We start from the raw sequence: 16,660 nt of genomic DNA on the forward strand, positions 1-16,660 counted from the left end.
AATTCTTCGGTCGAGATGATTCAACTCAGCGATGTGACGAAGTATTACAGGGTCGAGAAGCATCGAAAGATGATCCTCGACCGCGTCTCCATGATCTTCGATACCTCCTATTCCTATGGCCTGATGGGGGTGAACGGGGCGGGGAAATCCACTCTGCTGCGGCTTATTGCCGGGACGGAGATGCCCAACGGCGGCAAGATCCGTCGATCCGTCCGAATATCCTGGCCGATCGGGTTTGGGGGAGGCTTTCATCCTGCTATGTCGGGCCGCGAGAACGTACATTTCGTCGCCAGGGCTTATGGCGCCGATATCGCCAAGGCAGCCCGCTTCGTGGAGGATTTCTCTGATCTCGGCGACTATCTCGACGTCCCCATCAAGACCTATTCCTCGGGCATGGCGGCCCGCCTGGCCTTCGGCTTGTCGATGGCGATCGAGTTCGACGTCTACCTCATTGACGAGATCACGGCCGTCGGCGACGCCAAGTTTCAACTGCGCTGCCGGCAGGCTTTCGACGAGAGGCGTAGGAATGCCGGCCTGATCGTGGTCTCCCATTCGATGGGCACGATCGCGACCTATTGCGACCGTGGCGGTGTGCTGGCGGATGGACGGCTGACCATGTACCCGAACGTGCCCGATGCCATTGCCATGTATAACCGCTTGAACCGCTGACGGATCGATGAACGATATCCAGACTGAAATCGATGATCGGCAAAGCAGATCGATCGAACGCACTCGGTCCGTCTCCAGGGCGCTGTCCGATGCCTCGCGTCGTGCCCGCTTCTCCAGCCGGTCCAAGCAGGCCTTCTATGGGGCGCAGGGCCAGCGCCGGCGTGCGCGCGAACGCGTCATCCGCCTCGTTCTGCTGGTTCTTGTCGTGGTTCTGCCGAATATCGCTTCGATAGGCTATTTCGGTTTCATCGCTTCCGACCAGTATGAATCGATCGCCAAATTCACGGTCTCCAGTGGCGCTTTGCCCAAGATGGACGATCTCGGCTCGGCCACGGGCCTGCCGCCGATGGCGATCGTGCAGGATACGATGATTGTCGTATCCTATGCCGAGAGCCAGACTTTGGTATCAAAGCTGCAGGAATCCATCAATCTGCGCAAATATTATAGCTCGGACACGATCGATCATTTCTCCCGCTTCAACGCTGCGCTGCCGATCGAGAAGTTCACGAATTATTGGACACGACGTTCTTCGGCTGCAGTCTCCATGCCATCCGGCATCGTCACGTTGCGGGTAAGGGCATTCAGTGCAGCGGATGCGAAGACGATTGCAACCGCGGTGATCGAGCAATGCGAGGCGATGATCAACCAGCTCAATGAGCGCATGTTCAAGGATACCGTCGCGGCGTCGGAGCGGGATTTGACGCTGGCTGGGGAGGCTCTCAAGAGTACGAGGGTCGCCTATGAGAAGGCCCGTAACGCTGAAGGGGTCTTCGACATCAAGGAGGAGAGCAAGAATCTGGGTACGCTTCTGACCCAGATCGAGGGCCAACTGTTGAAGATGCAGTCGGAATATGCGACCCGTTCGGCCTATATCGCCGCCGACGCGCCCCAGATGCGCCTGGCCGCCCAGCGGATCGCCTCGCTCAAGGAGCAGGTGAAGGGCATGCAGGGCCGCATCACCACGATGCAGCAACAGGGCGACGAGGGTGCCCTGTCCCAGAAGCTCAGCCGCTTCGCCAATCTCGAGCTCGAGCAGAAGATCGCGGAAAGACGCTATGCCCAGGCCTCGATCAGCCTGAACATGGCGCGCATCTACAGCGAACGGAAGATGCTGTATCTGCATCCCGTCGAAATGCCGGCCGAGGCCGAGGAACCCCGCTATCCGCGCCGCTGGCTCAATATTGGCCTGGTCTTGCTGGGCTCGATCCTGGCTTGGTTCACCTGTATCGGCCTGGTGGGTGTCATTCGTCGCCGTCTGGCCTGAGCGGGCCCGATCCGCTGCGCTCAGCGCTGCGCGATGGTACGATAGAGATGCGCCAATTCCCGGCCCTGGTCAGCCGACTGACGCAGGGGGGCCTGCGCTGGGGAGGATCCGGCGCGCCACGCCTCGGGATTGGCGTTCATGGCACCCAGAATATCGCTGAGCGCCGCATCGCTGGAGACGTCGATGATCGCGCCTTGCTCGGGCACCCGGATGCACTCGCCGATCGCTCCCCTGTCGGAAGCCACCACACGCAGGCCCAGTGAAAGCGCCTCTCGGGCCACCAGGCCGAAGCTCTCCGGCCAAATCGAAGGCGCCAGCACCGCGTCGATTTCCCCATAAAGTGTCGCGACCTCGGCGGAGCGACAAGGCCCGCGCAACAGAATCGGCGTGGCGCCCCAGCAGGTGGACTGGCGTTCATCCGGCGCGAGAGTGTGGTCGATCATGGTTAGAGCCAGCCGCTCGAAACGGCCTTTGCGCAGGGCCGCCTCGACCAGGATGGCGCCCTTCTGGATCGAGCGGCCGCCCAGATGTCCGAGAGCGAGGCGTCCGTCCGTTCTGGGGCGGCGCGCATGGAGTTGGAGGGGAGAGACGCCGTTTTCGAGCGCGCCCACCGCGGCGATGCCGGCATGACGGTGGAGGGCGGCGAAGGACTGTGACACGGCGAGGACGGCAGCAGCCTTGCCCAGCAGCGCGGCCAGAGCCTGGCGGCGCGCGACCGACTGGGAGAGACTGACGCCTTCGACCGGGCAGATGTTGAACGGATCCTGATCGGGCAGTCGCAGAACGCCGTCGCGATCGATGAAGAACTGGGAGTCGCTGATCCACCAGCCATCGTGCAGGGTAATGAGATATGGAATCCCGGCTTGTTCCGTGGCTTCGACGATGGAGGCGCCCAGGCGCTGGATGCAGTGAAAATGCACGATGTCCGGCCGGACGAGATCGAGCACTCGGCGGAATTCCCGGCCATGGCTCTGGTTGAAGGGACGCCAGTCGCGGAGCCGGTCCGGCGGGACGGAAACCCGAAAGACCGGACGGCCTCTGTAACTGTCGCAGCTCAGGGCCTCATAGGGCAGGCGCCCTTCGTCGCCGGCGAAGACGCTGACCTCGATATCCGGGCAATGATCGATGAGATAATCGACATTGTCCTCTACCACCCGCGTGGCGCCGCCATAACTTTGCGGTGCGAAGAAGACGTTGCAGATCAGTACTTTAAGCCGTGGTGGGGATGGTCGGGCGAGGGGTTCCGGCTGCGAAGGCGTGAAGGTCGCCGCCAGAATTTCGGCGCCCCTGCCGATGGCATAGAGCTGCAGCGCTTTCTCGCGGGCGCGGTTTCCCATCTCCAGGCGCAGCTTCGAGGCGCCGATCAGAGCTGTCAGGCCGTCTCGCCATTCCTGTTCGTTTCCGGCCAGAAAGCCGTCGACGCCATGCGACAGTACCTCGCGATAGGTGGCTGTGGCACTGACCACGGACGGAATGGCGCAGGCAGCAGCCTCCAGCCATTTGATCTCGCTTTTGCAGTCGGCGATCTCTCCGGGTGAGAGCACGGCGAGATTGATGTCGCAAGCCTGCAGCACACTCCAATATTCGTCGATGTCGTCGACGAAGCCGATCTGGGTGATCCGGGCGGCATGGGTAGCGAATTCCGGCCCTAGTCGCAGATGGCCGGCGACCACCAGGCGCAACCGCGGATATTCGTGCAGGAGGTCGAGGAGGACTGGGGCCAGCGTCCGGGTGAAGTCGAGATTATGCGCTCTGGTGCCCGATCCGTAGAACAGGGTCACCGGTGTATCGGCGAGCTGCAATTCGCGCCTGTGCGCGAGGAAGCTGTCGTTGCGCGCGTCGAGGCCGTTGGGCAGCACCAGGGACCTGCCCAGGCGAACCAGTGGCTGCATGTGCTGGGCGAGAGCGGATGTGGAGGCGATCGCCATGTCGCATAGCGCCATGGCAAAGCGATGGAGCGGCACGCCGAGCTGGAGATGGAGATGCTCCTGCGGCGTGATCTGGCCCTCATAGGTTGCCAGGTCCTGTGGGAAATAACGGCTGTCGAACACGAGATCGTCGATCTCGTAATAGGTCGGCAAGCCGAGGGCGCGGGCATGGAGAATGGCACGCAGTACGGCGGGCGAGGCTGTGACCCGATAGAAGAACGCTGCCTTGGCGCCCGTGAGGGCGGCGATGAAAGCTTCGGCTTGTGTCTCGGCAAAGGCCTGGGCTTGCAAGCCGGCTTGTTCGAACTGGCGCAGTTTCTGCTCCACCCGGTAATGCCGGCATTGGCGCAGTTCCTGGTTGGCCAGGATGACGACGGCGCCTTCGGCTTGGGACGGTAGCGTGGGCGGCAGGCGGTCGAGCGCGACGAGTGCCTCCTGGATCCCACCCAGCGCTGCCTCGATCACGCCATCGGCCTTCTCGCGCACCCCGCGACCGTAGAGCTCGAGAGCGCTGGCCTTGGCATGATCGAACCAAGCCTCCAGGGTGCGATGGACACAGGCGAGGAAATCGGCACGCTCGCTCCAGCGTTCCCGCTGCTCGCGCAGGATGTGCAGGGCTTGCTCGAAGGCTTTCTCGCCGATCAGCAGTGTGACCGCTGCTTCCACGGCATCCCAGGGATGGCTATCCCGTGCGATTGCCAAGCGGAAATCGGACAGGGCTTCGCCGGCGGATCGAGCTTGGCGGGCTTTGCCGCGCCGATAGAGCAGGGAGGCATCGAACCTGGCCGGATCGTGCCGCTCGGCTAGGTCATAGGCTCGGGCTGCCAGCCCGAGGCGGCCTCGCCGCAGTTGAAAGTCGCCGATCGCCGCAAGGAGATCGAAATCGATGCTGTCCGCGACTTCCTCGTTTGCCTCGAAGCCCCGCTCGAACAAATGCGCCAGGGCCCCGGCGCGATTGGCGATCCCGGCCCTATCGGCCGGCGGCAATCCCGTCCGATAGGCCTGCCAGGCGAAATCCGTGGGATAGCAGCGCTCACCGAGATAAGGCTGCAGGAAGGCGGTTTCGTTGGGGGCACGACCGGCCGAAACACCTTCGGTGAGCCAGTTCCGGTAAAGGTCGACCGTGTCGGCCGGATCGGTCAGATCATAGGTCTGGCGATAAAACTGCGGATCGAAACCGTGCTTGAAGCTGATCGGAGCGAGACGCTCGATTCCCTGCTCCACGAAGACGCGCAACGCTTCGGTACGCGACAGGGTGATCGAGGGCAGCCAATTCTGCGCCATGGCCGTGAATTCGGCCGTGCGGAACAGAGCAGGCCAGGCGCCAGCGGGAACACCATTCGATCCGCCGATGGGCATGTCTACAAGGAAAGGCCGGCCTTCCTGTCTGCCATGTTCCAGAAAATGACGGATGAATTGATGGTCATGCGCGTAAGCGCGGCCGAGATCCTCGTTGAGGAGGCGATAGGCGGTGACGTCGAAGGCGGGCGGCAGTGGGCCGAAGCGTTCTTCCCAAGCGGCGATCGCCTCGTCGAGATTACGCGGACGCCCTTCTCGCCGGCCGTGCTCGACATAGTGCGCCCACAGGCGCTCGGCACTGGGCAGATCCTGCAGATCGGGGTGGTGCGCGGCATAGAAAACGGGATCGAAATCCCGCGCGATCACGGGGCGTTCCCGGAACGATTTCAGCAGGGACCTGAGCCGTTTCACCGGCCGCGACCTCCCATCCGCCTCACCGAACTGGAATACCGGTCACGCCGCGGGGCTGGGTGCGTTCGGGCCATCGCTCCGATTGACCGATGTCGACCTGCGTTTCTCACAGCCGATGATCTTCCACGGAAGCGTAGGTGAGGGCGCCGATCGACCAGATGATCAGCAGGGACAAAAAGCACATCAGCGGGTAGATGAGACGGTAGGGATATTTGGCGAATTCGGGCAGGCTCGGCGGCACGAACATGCTCAGATAGGTGGCCTGCCGCCGTGCCCTGATTTCGGCGCGATCCAGCGCTGCCTGAGCCCGGGCATATTTGCGTTCGTTGAGCAGGCGGTCCACGTCGAGTTCCTCGTACTTGGCAAGTGAGGCTGCCAGGGTCTGGGAGTCGCTGCCCGTCAACTGTCCACGCAATGTGGCGATCTGCTCGTCCAGGGAGGCGATGCGATTGCGCAGGACGCGCAGACTGGGGGCGTCGGACTGAAGCTCGGCGGCCATCACAGCCTCGTCATTCTTCAGCTTCAGCCGTTCCGTCATCAAGGGCATCAGCAAAGTGGTGATCTGGGTGCCGGATTGACTCGGATCGATCAGGGCGTCCTTGTTGCGGAAGTCCTGCAACGCCTTGAGGCTATCCTGCAACTGCTTGAAGACCTGGCGTGTTTCGATCTCGGCGGCCTGCGTCGCATCCCGCCGCGCCCGCTCCGACAGACGATTGATCAGCCTCTCGCTTTCGGCGAGTATGGCCTGGTTGAGCCGGAGGGCATCCTCGGCCCGAAAGGCGGTGACATCCACAGTGACGATGCTGGAGACTGGATCGACATAGGCATCCACCTTGCGCTGCCAATAGTCGGTGAGCTCGTCGATCGTCGAATGCTCGGACAAGCGGGCAATTCGATCGACCTCGGGGCGCTGGAAGATCTCGCGGATATTCAATTGCGCGCCGATGTCGTCGATGATGGCGCGGCTGCGAATGTAATTGGCAACGATATGGGCGTTCTGGGCGGTGGACACCGGTATCATTGAGCCGCTCGTCGGAGTGGCCGCAGTTTCCGACTCGCCGCCTTTCTCCGATAGTTCCGGCTCCATGGCCCGCACGGTGAAACGGGCTTCGGACTGGAACTGGTCCGATGCGATGGCGAAGAAATAGACGAAGGCAGCGATGCTCGGAATGAGCACCAGCAGGAGGAAGCTCCACAGATAAGGTCTCGACCGCCGCGAACCGAGGTCGGGGATGACTTCGGGAGAGGGAGCTTCATCGACGACCGTGACGTCGGTGCTCCGCCCGCGGAATACCTTGGTGGCATTGGCGAACTGGCGCAAGGCAAGCCCGGTGCGCCGGCGCTTGTCCTCCTTGACGGGGGGCGGCAGAAGCTCCTCGGCTTCGCCGTCCTTTTGCTGCTTCAGATCCGTTCTCATATCCAGATCGCGCTCATCCGTATCGCTGTTTCTGTCCAATCGAGCCTGCCGCGGCGGGCGCCGGCTTGCTCGAGGATCTTGGGGGCGACCGTTCTATTTTCGCGCATAGATCGACATCGCCGGCCCGTAACGATGGTCGGGTTGCTCGTCCTCCAAGGTGATGTGCGTGAAGCCGACCGCCCTGAGGGCCGCCAGCATGTCGTCGCGATTGAGCCAGCGGTGCTGATCCATGGGACCGCCGCAGAACTCGGCATGCTTGGCGGCGCCGCGATAGGTGCGCAGATAGGTTCGCACGGCGATGCCATGAAAATCCTGGATTTGGGGCTTGCTGGCGAAGACGGCCCGTCGCGGGTCGGATGGCGGCATGAGCTCGTCGTCCACGAAATGGGTCCAGAAATAGGTGGCGTCGGTTCGCTTGGCGATCAGTTCGATCAAATGCAGAGGATCGTTGGCATGGTAGAGCACGCCGGAAGCCACGATGAGATCGTAGGTCTTCTCGGTGCCCTCGAGCCATTTGACAAAATCGCCGAGCCAGATGCGAGAGCGCGACAGACCAAAGATCTCCTTGGTAATCAGGCAGCGCAGAAAAGCCGACTGATTGGCCTCGATGGCATCGACGATGGCGCCGGCACGTTCGAGCATGACCGTATGGCCGCCCTCCAGCGGCCCGAGCTCCAGAACGACCTTGCCCTCGAGCGGACCATGCTGGTTCATCATCCACGCGATCCGGGAATCCGTATAGGTGGCCAGCGGTCCAGCCGTAATACCCAGTTCCGGCGGAAAAGCACTGCTCCAACCTTGAATGACATCAACGGCGTTCTGATGGCTGGGCATCGAAATTACATAGCGGTCAAATATCTTTGTCGGTTTCTGTGCGGATTGGAATGCGGCAACCGATCGGCGCCTCTGCTTGCCAAGCCATTTCGATAACATTTACTTTTCCACTCGGCGGTGTTTCTAGATGCCCCACTATGATGGCCCAGCCTCCATCTCTTCATAGCGCAATTTGGCATGGATGAGACCTTAAAATCGCTGCGCCGCAATATGTAGCCCTAAATTTTTGTCCAAATGATCTATACCGGGACGAATTCACAAAATTCCGCACTCAACCAAGCGCAGCCCTATACCACTCCAGTGAGAGCGCAGGATGGAAGTAGGGGTCGTTCCTGAGCAGGTGAAGCCATTTCGAGCGAAAATATCCTATTTCTTTTCTGTACAGCATCTCGGACGGCATCTTGTTGTTGCGCGAGGCGGACTCGTGATGGTGCAACACCACGCACGGATCCAGCAAGGTTCGCCAGCCGCGCTCGTTGAGCCGCAGGCATAGATCGATATCGTTCAGGTCGATCGGGAGATTGTTCTGGTCAAAGCCGCCGATACCCCGGAACTTCTCGCGCGAAACCGCCAGGCAGGCGGCCGTGACGGCCGACAATTCATGCGGTATGGAAAGGCGCCCGAAAAAGCCAGTATCGGAGCGCGGAAGGCGTCGTTCGAAATGGGCGGCCCGCCCGCCCATGCCGAGGACGACGCCGCCATGCTGCAGCGTATCGTCCTTGTAGAGAAGTTTTGCGCCGACAGCTCCGATATCCGGTTGCCGAGCCCAGCCCGTCAGCCGGGACAGCCAATCGTCGGACAGGATCTCGGTGTCGTTGTTCAGGAAGACCAGCATATCGCCGCGGGCTCGCTCGGCGGCCTCGTTGCAGATTGCCGCGAAGTTGAAGGAGCCGGGGCTGCGCAGGATGGAAAAGCGAGGGTCCTTCGCCACGCTGTCCAGATAGGCCAGGGTGCCCGGCTCCGTGCTGCCATTGTCGATGATGACGACCTCGAAATGGTCCTGGGTGCTGTGGTCGAGCAGGCTGCGAATGCAGGCCGACAGCAGGTCGGCGCGGTCCCGGGTCGGAATGATGATCGTCGACATTGGCGGCTGTCCGCCGGCAGTGATGGCGGCAGGGCTGAGCGGGGAAAGAGGAGCCGCTGGGCTGGCATGCGAGGTGGCGAGCAGAATGCGGCGGACATGCACGGCCCGGGCGAGGGCGTCGACGGGCGGGCGAAACAGCAGGTCTTCCGCCGTCGCACCGGACGGCATGGCTTGGCGCAGCCAACCCGCACGCGCAAACCAGGCTCGCCCGACCAACGCGGCATGGCGGGCCAGGACAGGGCTCCAGTCCGGCTTGAAGCGGGGCGCCCCATCGCATTCCTCGTCGCCATAATAGAGGGCCGCGGGGTCCTCGACGGATCGCTGGGCGACCGCCGCCAGGGCGAAATCGCTCAGCCGATCATTAACATGCAGGACAATCACCAGGTCGTCGTCCCCGCTCTCGTCCAGGAGGGGGAAGAGCGGCATTTGCGGCGAAGCCCATGACAGGGCGATGCCCTTGAGAGGCTGGTTAGCGGCGAAGTCATGCCATGCCGGTCCGTGCTTCGATGGATCTCCGATGATGACGAGACGGAAGCGTGCACTGGCTGCCGCAGGTGATGGCATGTCGAGGCCCGTCCACTCGACGGCGCGGCTGCGCTCGATGCGCCAGGCTTCATACATCGCGAGGGGCGTCGCGCCGAGGGCGCGCCTGAGCCGGGCCACCTCTACGCGCCGATTGCCGCGCATGCTCGCCCACAATGCGCTCAGGACCGCCTTGGGATGGCGCCTCGCGCCCCTGGCCAGCCGCGGGAGGGGGCCGATGCGGCCCAGGCTCACCACCCGGAAGGCGAACGGACCGACCCAGTCGGCCGGTGACAGATGCAGCTCGGTTGCGTCCGGGGGCAGGAAGCCGATCCAAATCCCGCGGCCAAAGGATGGCGCAGGCAGCATCACATCCTCCTCGCCGCCCGGACGGATGATGCGCAGGATCGGCCGGGTCAACGGATCCAGCAGACTGGCCTCGAAGACGAGGCGGACCCAGCGCCCGGCCCATTGCCGTACCGGGGCTTCGATCCGCAACCAGGGCAGGCGGCTCTGCGAGATGGTCCGGCCGTCCTGCAGGACGACATCGACGAGCGGCGTGAGCTTCATGCCGGTGGCCGCGCCTTGCGGAAATGACACCCGATGATGACGGTCATGCTTGGTCGGCCTTGAACACGAGGAAAGCATCGGATTCGTCGGGAACGGTCGTTGTTGCCGCCCAAGAGCGCGGCGGCGGCAGGTTCGGCGGCAGAATGTCGCGAGGGGCGGACGAATGTCTGGAATACCAAGGGCTGTAGGCCGGGTCCTGGAAAACGTCCGTGCGGTATTTTTGGCGCAGGGCCTCCTTTTCGCGCTGAAAGCGTTCCCTGTTCGCCTTTGTCTCGTCGCTGCCCCGTGAGGCGGATTCGTGATGGGTGAGAGTGGCGAAGGGCGTCCATACGGTGCGGAGGCCGGCGGCCGCTGCGCGCAGGCAGTAGTCGACGTCGTTATAGGCGATGGCGAAAGCTGTCTCGTCGAACTCGCCGACCCGGACGTAGCATTGGCGCGAGATCAGCATGCACGCGCCGGTGACGGCACTCAGGGTCTGGCGCACCTTGAGGCGGTTCATCGGCCCCGACGTGTCCTGCGCTGCATTGGCGTACCAATGGCCGGCCAGGCCACCCAGCCCGACGATAACCCCAGCATGCTGCAGCCTGCCGGTGGGATAGAGCAGGCGGGCCCCGACAATGCCGGTTTCAGGATAGTCGAGGCAGCTCACCATTTCCTTGAGCCAGTCGGCGGTGATGATTGCGATATCGTTGTTGAGAAGAAGGATCGCCTGGCCCCTCGCATCCCGCATGCCGCGGTTGACCTGGCGCGAGAAATTGAAGGGTTCGGCCGATATCAATGTCCGGAAGTTCTCATGCTGCCGGCGCATGGTCTCGTAGAGCGACAGCGTCTGCGCGTTCGTGCTGCCATTGTCGACGATGATGATCTCGAAGTCGGCGTAATCGGTACGCTCATAGAGATCGGCCAGCAGGCGAGCGAGGAGGGCGGGGCTGTCGCGATTGGGAATGACGATGCTTATGAAGGGCCAAACACGGCGATCGGGTGAAAGCTCGACACGGTGGAGATCGGGCACCAGTGCCGGGCCGACGGGGGCGGTGACACCGTTGCTGGCGTAATGCGCGGCCAGGGCCCGGCGGGCATGGCTGACAGCCGTGGCCGTGAAGGTGGCGGAATAGGAGGCCCGATGCCGTCGCCACAGATAGGCGGGGTAAGGCAGATGGATGATGGCTTGCCGGGGGAGCTCCGAGAGATAGCGCAACAGGAGTTCATAGTCCTGCGACCCGTCAAAGCCAGAACTCAGGCCGCCCAGCGCCTGCAGGCGCTGGCGGCGATAGAGCGAGAGATGATTGATGTAGTTGACCCCGGACAGCAGCACGGGGTCATAGGCCGGCTTGAAGAAATACCCCATCGGCTTCAGCCTGGCATCGGTGATGGTTTCATCAGTATAGATGAACTGCGCATCGGGATGGCGCCGGATGGTATCGTTGAGATAGTCGAGGGCCAGCGGCGCGAGGGCGTCGTCATGGTCGATGAGGCCGACCCAGTCCCCGCGCGCCGCAGCGAGCCCGAGATTGGTCGCCCCGGCGATGCCCAGATTGTGCGGCGTGCGTAGGATGTGGATCTGGGGTTGCCCCGCCATGCGTTCGAGCCAGGCAAGAGTGGCCCTGCTGCTGGACGCGTCGTCGCACAGGAGCAGTTCCCAGTTGCGCGCGCGCTGGCTGCGCAGTGAGTTCAGGAGGGCGTCGAGAAAGGTGGGCGGCGTATCGTGCAGTGGAACCACGAAGGAAAGCAGCGGTGCCGGCAGCCCTTCGTCAGGCTGCTCCCTATCAGCGAGGCCCGCTTCCGCCAGGTGCAGGACGGCCTGGAAGTGCTCCTCCGGCGCGAGCTGGCGCGGCGGCGGTGGCGCGTTGGCCAACTCGTCGAGTTCGATGAGATGCAGGCGATCGGCGGCAGTGCCGAGCTGGCGGCGGAGGGAGGCCAGCGAGCGGGCGGTACGAATGTTCAGGGTGAAGCTGCCTGGCTCCGCATCCGCTCCGGGATATTCCTCGCAGGGGTCGAAGCGCACACGACGGAAGCCCCTGATCCCCCCGGTCCTGAAGGCATAGACGCCATGGCGCTCCGGCGGCAGCGGCAGCACCTGCTCGGGCCGAAAACCATAACCGGTATCGATATAAAGATGCGATTCGAACTCGGGGCCGCTCGAGATGATCTCGATGGCGATATATCTGGCCGGCCAGGGGCCGAGCTTGAAGATGAAATGAGGATCGGCCTCGCGCACGCTCCACTGCGATCCCCCGACGCGAGCCAGCCCCTTATGGCCTTTCATCACGGGCGTAAACACGATGCCGCTTCCTCACATGGCCAGTCATTCATCGCGAACCGGAGAGACATGTCGTTGCTGGTCTTTGGGCTTTTGTGGTTGTTGGCGACTAAATCGGGAGAATACAGTAGAGGAATTGGCAGGAGAATATTGAACGATAGACTGTACTGTTCCTTGCGGCAAGGAGGCGAAAAGGGGAACTTGAAAAGCAGGTAAACAATGCTTTCGTCGACGGTATAGCGTTCAAGAACTCATCGCGGATCCTATAGCTGATTCTAGAATAAAAGCGATCTTCCCGTCATTGATCAGACATTTGACGTTTTCTGAGCGGCGGTGCCATAATCGAACCGCGATGTCCTGCTGCAGGGATGTGTTGGCGTGAATGCAGCGCCTGATATCGGCATAAAAACAAAAACGACATTTGGGAGGGACGAATGGCTTCGAGAAACGGAGTTATTGGTGCTGCGTTGATGGCAGTCGCGCTCGCTGGGGTGGCGCTGCCGGCCAAGGCGGGCGAATTCGATGGCGTTACCGTCAACATCATGACGCAGACGGGCGCCATCCAGGAGCCGCTGCAGCGGCGCGCCCCGGAATTCGAGAAACTGACCGGCGCCAAGATCAACGTGATCGCGGTGCCTTTCTCCGATCTCTATCAGAAGGTGCTGACAGACTGGGCCAGCGGCACCAATTCCGTCGATGCGGCGGTGTTCGCGCCTCAATGGATGGTGGACTATGTCTCCGGTGGTTATCTGGAGGACATCGGTGGCCGGGTCGCCAAGGACAAGGCGATCGCCTGGGACGACATCGCCCCTTTCTTCCGCGACTTCTCGTCGAGCTATGGCGGCAAGACCTATCTGGTCCCGCTCGATGGCGATTTTCATATGCTGTATTATCGCACCGACATCTTCGAGAAGGCCGGCCTCAAGCCGCCGACGACCTGGGACGAATATCTGGAAGCGGCCAAGAAGCTGAACGGCATGGAGGTCGACGGCCAGAAGGTCTACGGCTCCTGCATCGCCAAGAAGCGCAACGCCCAGAGTTACTGGTTCGTCACCGACGTGGTCGGGTCGATGACGCAGTCGAAGGGGACGTCGCAGGGCACCTTCTTCAACACCAAGGACATGGCGCCTCTCGTCGATAACGAGGCCTTCCGCAAGGCGCTGACCTTCCTCAAGGAATCCGGCAAGTATGGTCCGCCGGACGAACTGAACATGGACGTGTCGGATACCCGCCCGCTCTTCACCTCCGGCAAATGCGCCCTCAATCTCGACTGGGGCGACGTCGGCGTGCTCGCCATCGATCCGGCGACCTCGAAGGTGATCGACAAGACCGGCGCCACCCTCATGTCCGGCTCCAAGCAGGTGCTGAACTGGGAGAGCGGCAAGCTGGAAGCTTGCTCCAAGGAGACCTGCCCGAATGCCATCGACGGCGTGAACCATGCGCCCTATGCCGCCTTCGGCGGCTGGAGCGGCGGCATCAATGCCAAGGCGCAGGATAAGGTCAAGGACGCGGCCTACGCCTTCTTCTCCTATATGACCGCGCCGGCCCAGTCGAATGTCGACGTCACCATCGGCAAGACTGGCTTCAATCCCTATCGCCTGTCGCAGCTCAGCTACAATGATTCCTGGAAGAAGGGTGGCATGAGCGAGAAGGCAGCTTCTTTCTATCTCGGCGCCATCAAGGACAGCCTCAACAGCCCGAACATGATCCTGGACCTGCGTATCCCGCAGAACCAGAAATATCAGCAGGTCGTGCTGGACGAGGCGATCGCGCGCTTCCTGGCCGGCGAGATCGACGAGGAGGCCACGATCAAGGCGGTTGCCGACGGCTGGAAGGATCTCAACGAGCAGATCGGTACGGAAGACCAGCTGAAGTTCTACAAGAACACGCTGGGCGCGAAATAGGGGGCAACCTCTGGTGGCAGGCTTTAACCAAGCCATGTAGGACGCGACAATCCTCCCCGACTTCGGGGAGGGTGGGCCGGCATAGCCGGCTCGGGTAGGGTGGCGTGACCTTGCTGCTTTACTGGTTCAGTTCGAGCCACGCTCCCCCTTCCGTCAATGCTGTGCATCGACACCTTCCCCGAAGTCGGGGAAGGATTGTTGCGCCTTATCTTGAGAGCTAGGAATCGGTACCCACGCCAGCCTTCCGAGGAGCAAGGAAGTCGGCCGTCCCGACATCATCTGAGCGCGCAGAACCCAAGCCAGGATAGCCATGGCCGTCAACCTCTCCATCCCTGATGAAACGGACCGGCGGGAGCGTCTTTCCCAATGGGTCGATCGCCATTCCGGCCGCATCATGGTGCTGCCGGCCGTGCTCATCCTCCTGGCCTTCGCCATCTTCCCGCTGATCGCCTCGGCCTATCTGTCGCTGTCGCGCTTCAAGCTCGCCGGCGGCAGTTTCACGCTCACCTTCATCGGCTTCTACAATTATCTGCGCCTGTTCCTCGGCGCCCAGCAATATCATTTCCTCGGCACGCTCAAGGCCTTCGGCTGGCTGGAATGGCTGCTGTTCACAGCCCTTCTCGCCTTGCTCGGGCTCTGGCTATTTCGCTTTGCGACCAATGGGTTCGCACTCTTCGGTTTCCTCGGGCGGCTGATCACCGCCAGCCTGATCGCCGGGATCTTCTACGTCGTGCTTGCGACCACGGTGGCGGGCGGCATTCCCGGCACGCTCCTCAACACGCTGCTCTATGTCGTGGTGGGCGTTTCCGTGCAGTTCCTGATCGGGCTCGGCCTCGCTTTGCTCTGCGCCCAGCCGATCCGCGCCCGCAGCTGGTTCCGGGTGATCTTCTTCATTCCGGTGATGGTGACGCCGGTGGGCGTCGCCTACATCTTCCGCATGCTGGCCGACATGCAGAAGGGACCGTTCGCTCCGCTCAGCCAGCTCTTCGGCGTCAGCCAATGGTCCTGGGCGACGGAAGCCTGGTCGGCGCGGCTGATGGTACTGGTCGGCGATACCTGGCAATGGACGCCCTTCATGTTCATCGTGCTGCTGGCGGCGATCGAGAATCAGCCGCGCGACCAGCTCGAGGCCGCTCATCTCGACGGGGCCGGCCCCTGGCAGATCTTCAGGGACATCACCTGGCCGGCGATCGCGCCGGTGGCGGCGACGGTGGTGCTGATCCGCCTGATCGAGGCCTTCAAGATCATCGACATGCCGAATGTGCTCACGGCCGGTGGCCCGGGCCTGGCGACCGAGTCGCTGACCCTGCACTCCTTCATCGCCTGGCGCACCCAGGATTTCGGCGGCTCGGCGGCGGTAGGCTACCTCTTGCTGTTCGTCTCGACGATCACCTGCGTCTCCTTCTTCAACTTCGTAGTGCGCCCCAGCCGGAGGTATCAGGGATGAATGCCGACACAGACGACCGTCCTCTGCTGCGCCGCCTGTTCGAGCGCCGCAGCCTCGAGGAACTGGCACCGATCCCGAAGGCCTTGACCTATTCCGCGCTGCTGGGCTGGACCTTCGTGGTACTCTTCCCGCTCTATTGGGTGCTGGTCACCTCGCTGAAGGTGCAGATCCAGGTCGATGCCGGCCCCTATTACCTGCCCTTCATCGACTTCCAGCCGACGCTGGATGCCTGGAACTTCATGCTGTTCCAGAACAACACGCTCTGGCCCTATGTGAACTCGATCATCGTGGCGTTGGTGAGCACGATCCTGGCCCTGATCATCGGCTCGCTCGCCGCCTATGCCCTGGTGCGCATCCGTTTCCAGGTCAAGCTTGCGGCAATCCTTGCCTTCATCGTATTGGCCGCCGGCGTCGTCGTCGCCGTGACCCTATTTGCCGTGCCCTGGCCGGCAGCGGTGGTGGCGGCCCTGGTGCTGTTCTTCATGATCCTCGGCACCATCGGCCGGCGCTTCAAGGCGGCGCTCGGCAACAACGACATCGAATTCTGGATGATTTCCAACCGCATCATGCCGCCGATCGTGGCCGTGCTGCCGATTTATGTGATGTTCCAGAACCTGAAGCTGCTCGATACCCAGATCGCGTTGATCTCGACCTATACTGCCATCAACCTGCCCATCGTGGTGTGGCTGACGCGCGATTTCTTCGCCGGCATTCCGCTCGACCTCGAGGAGAGCGCCGAGATCGACGGCGCCTCCAAGCTGCGCGTGTTCTTCACCATCGCCCTGCCGCTGGTGCGTTCGGGCTTGGCCGCCACCTTCATGCTGGTGCTGATCCTGGCCTGGAACGAATATCTTTTGGCCCTGTTCCTCTCCAATGCCAATGCGCAGACCATGCCCGTGCTGGTCTCGGCGCAGAACACCACCCGCGGCCCGCAATGGTGGTACATGTCGGTGCTGATCGTCATCATGATCGTGCCCGTCATCGCCATTGCCGCATTCCTGCAAAAGCATATCGCGCGAGGCCTGATGGTCGGCGCCGTCAAGGGTTGAAG

Annotated in this window: 10 protein-coding genes; 5 read left to right on the forward strand and 5 right to left on the reverse strand. The window is 62.3% G+C overall.

Annotated elements, in window-relative coordinates:
* Nucleotides 1-15: 15 nt before the first annotated feature.
* Nucleotides 16-669, forward strand: coding sequence for an ABC transporter ATP-binding protein (locus ACR9ZN_RS28255; protein ID WP_454812615.1), 654 nt, complete (start codon nucleotides 16-18; stop codon nucleotides 667-669).
* A 7-nt stretch (nucleotides 670-676) separates the two neighbouring features.
* The gene (locus tag ACR9ZN_RS28260; RefSeq protein WP_454812617.1) at nucleotides 677-1,933 is read left to right on the forward strand and encodes a KpsE/RkpR family capsule polysaccharide export protein; all 1,257 of its coding nucleotides are present in this window, start codon (nucleotides 677-679) and stop codon (nucleotides 1,931-1,933) included.
* Nucleotides 1,934-1,953: 20 nt separating this feature from the next.
* Here ACR9ZN_RS28260 and ACR9ZN_RS28265 read toward each other — a convergent pair whose 3' ends face one another.
* From ACR9ZN_RS28265 to ACR9ZN_RS28285, 5 genes are all read right to left on the reverse strand, one after another.
* The gene (locus ACR9ZN_RS28265; protein WP_481273749.1) at nucleotides 1,954-5,571 is read right to left on the reverse strand and encodes a glycosyltransferase; all 3,618 of its coding nucleotides are present in this window, start codon (nucleotides 5,569-5,571) and stop codon (nucleotides 1,954-1,956) included.
* Nucleotides 5,572-5,677: 106 nt separating this feature from the next.
* The gene (locus ACR9ZN_RS28270; RefSeq protein ID WP_454812621.1) at nucleotides 5,678-6,988 is read right to left on the reverse strand and encodes a KpsE/RkpR family capsule polysaccharide export protein; all 1,311 of its coding nucleotides are present in this window, start codon (nucleotides 6,986-6,988) and stop codon (nucleotides 5,678-5,680) included.
* A 93-nt stretch (nucleotides 6,989-7,081) separates the two neighbouring features.
* The gene (locus tag ACR9ZN_RS28275; protein WP_454812623.1) at nucleotides 7,082-7,705 is read right to left on the reverse strand and encodes a class I SAM-dependent methyltransferase; all 624 of its coding nucleotides are present in this window, start codon (nucleotides 7,703-7,705) and stop codon (nucleotides 7,082-7,084) included.
* A gap of 388 nt (nucleotides 7,706-8,093) precedes the next feature.
* Nucleotides 8,094-9,998, reverse strand: a complete 1,905-nt coding sequence (locus ACR9ZN_RS28280; protein ID WP_481273750.1) for a glycosyltransferase family 2 protein — start codon at nucleotides 9,996-9,998, stop codon at nucleotides 8,094-8,096.
* Nucleotides 9,999-10,041: 43 nt separating this feature from the next.
* A complete protein-coding gene (locus tag ACR9ZN_RS28285; RefSeq protein ID WP_481273751.1) occupies nucleotides 10,042-12,279 on the reverse strand; it encodes a glycosyltransferase family 2 protein in 2,238 nt (745 codons plus the stop codon).
* 449 nt (nucleotides 12,280-12,728) lie between these two features.
* On the opposite strand from ACR9ZN_RS28285, the gene ACR9ZN_RS28290 reads away from it, so the two are divergent.
* From ACR9ZN_RS28290 to ACR9ZN_RS28300, 3 genes are all read left to right on the forward strand, one after another.
* Nucleotides 12,729-14,162, forward strand: a complete 1,434-nt coding sequence (locus ACR9ZN_RS28290; protein ID WP_454812629.1) for an ABC transporter substrate-binding protein — start codon at nucleotides 12,729-12,731, stop codon at nucleotides 14,160-14,162.
* 310 nt (nucleotides 14,163-14,472) lie between these two features.
* A complete protein-coding gene (locus tag ACR9ZN_RS28295; protein WP_454812631.1) occupies nucleotides 14,473-15,609 on the forward strand; it encodes a carbohydrate ABC transporter permease in 1,137 nt (378 codons plus the stop codon).
* Nucleotides 15,606-16,658 (forward strand): carbohydrate ABC transporter permease, encoded by a 1,053-nt coding sequence (locus ACR9ZN_RS28300; RefSeq protein WP_481273752.1) that lies wholly within the window; start codon nucleotides 15,606-15,608, stop codon nucleotides 16,656-16,658. Before ACR9ZN_RS28295 ends, ACR9ZN_RS28300 begins: the two co-directional genes overlap by 4 nt.
* The last annotated feature ends 2 nt before the right edge of the window (nucleotides 16,659-16,660 follow it).

The sequence above is a fragment of the Labrys sp. HAY1-8F genome (genome assembly GCF_056754975.1).

What these genes read in the sequence shown, in the direction of transcription:
- ACR9ZN_RS28255 (WP_454812615.1), top strand. Translation starts at nt 16, where the DNA reads ATGATTCAACTCAGCGATGTGACGAAGTATTACAGGGTCGAGAAGCAT.
- ACR9ZN_RS28260 (WP_454812617.1), top strand. Translation starts at nt 677, where the DNA reads ATGAACGATATCCAGACTGAAATCGATGATCGGCAAAGCAGATCGATC.
- ACR9ZN_RS28270 (WP_454812621.1), bottom strand. Translation starts at nt 6,988, where the DNA reads ATGAGAACGGATCTGAAGCAGCAAAAGGACGGCGAAGCCGAGGAGCTT.
- ACR9ZN_RS28275 (WP_454812623.1), bottom strand. Translation starts at nt 7,705, where the DNA reads ATGATGAACCAGCATGGTCCGCTCGAGGGCAAGGTCGTTCTGGAGCTC.
- ACR9ZN_RS28280 (WP_481273750.1), bottom strand. Translation starts at nt 9,998, where the DNA reads ATGAAGCTCACGCCGCTCGTCGATGTCGTCCTGCAGGACGGCCGGACC.
- ACR9ZN_RS28290 (WP_454812629.1), top strand. Translation starts at nt 12,729, where the DNA reads ATGGCAGTCGCGCTCGCTGGGGTGGCGCTGCCGGCCAAGGCGGGCGAA.
- ACR9ZN_RS28295 (WP_454812631.1), top strand. Translation starts at nt 14,473, where the DNA reads ATGGCCGTCAACCTCTCCATCCCTGATGAAACGGACCGGCGGGAGCGT.
- ACR9ZN_RS28300 (WP_481273752.1), top strand. Translation starts at nt 15,606, where the DNA reads ATGAATGCCGACACAGACGACCGTCCTCTGCTGCGCCGCCTGTTCGAG.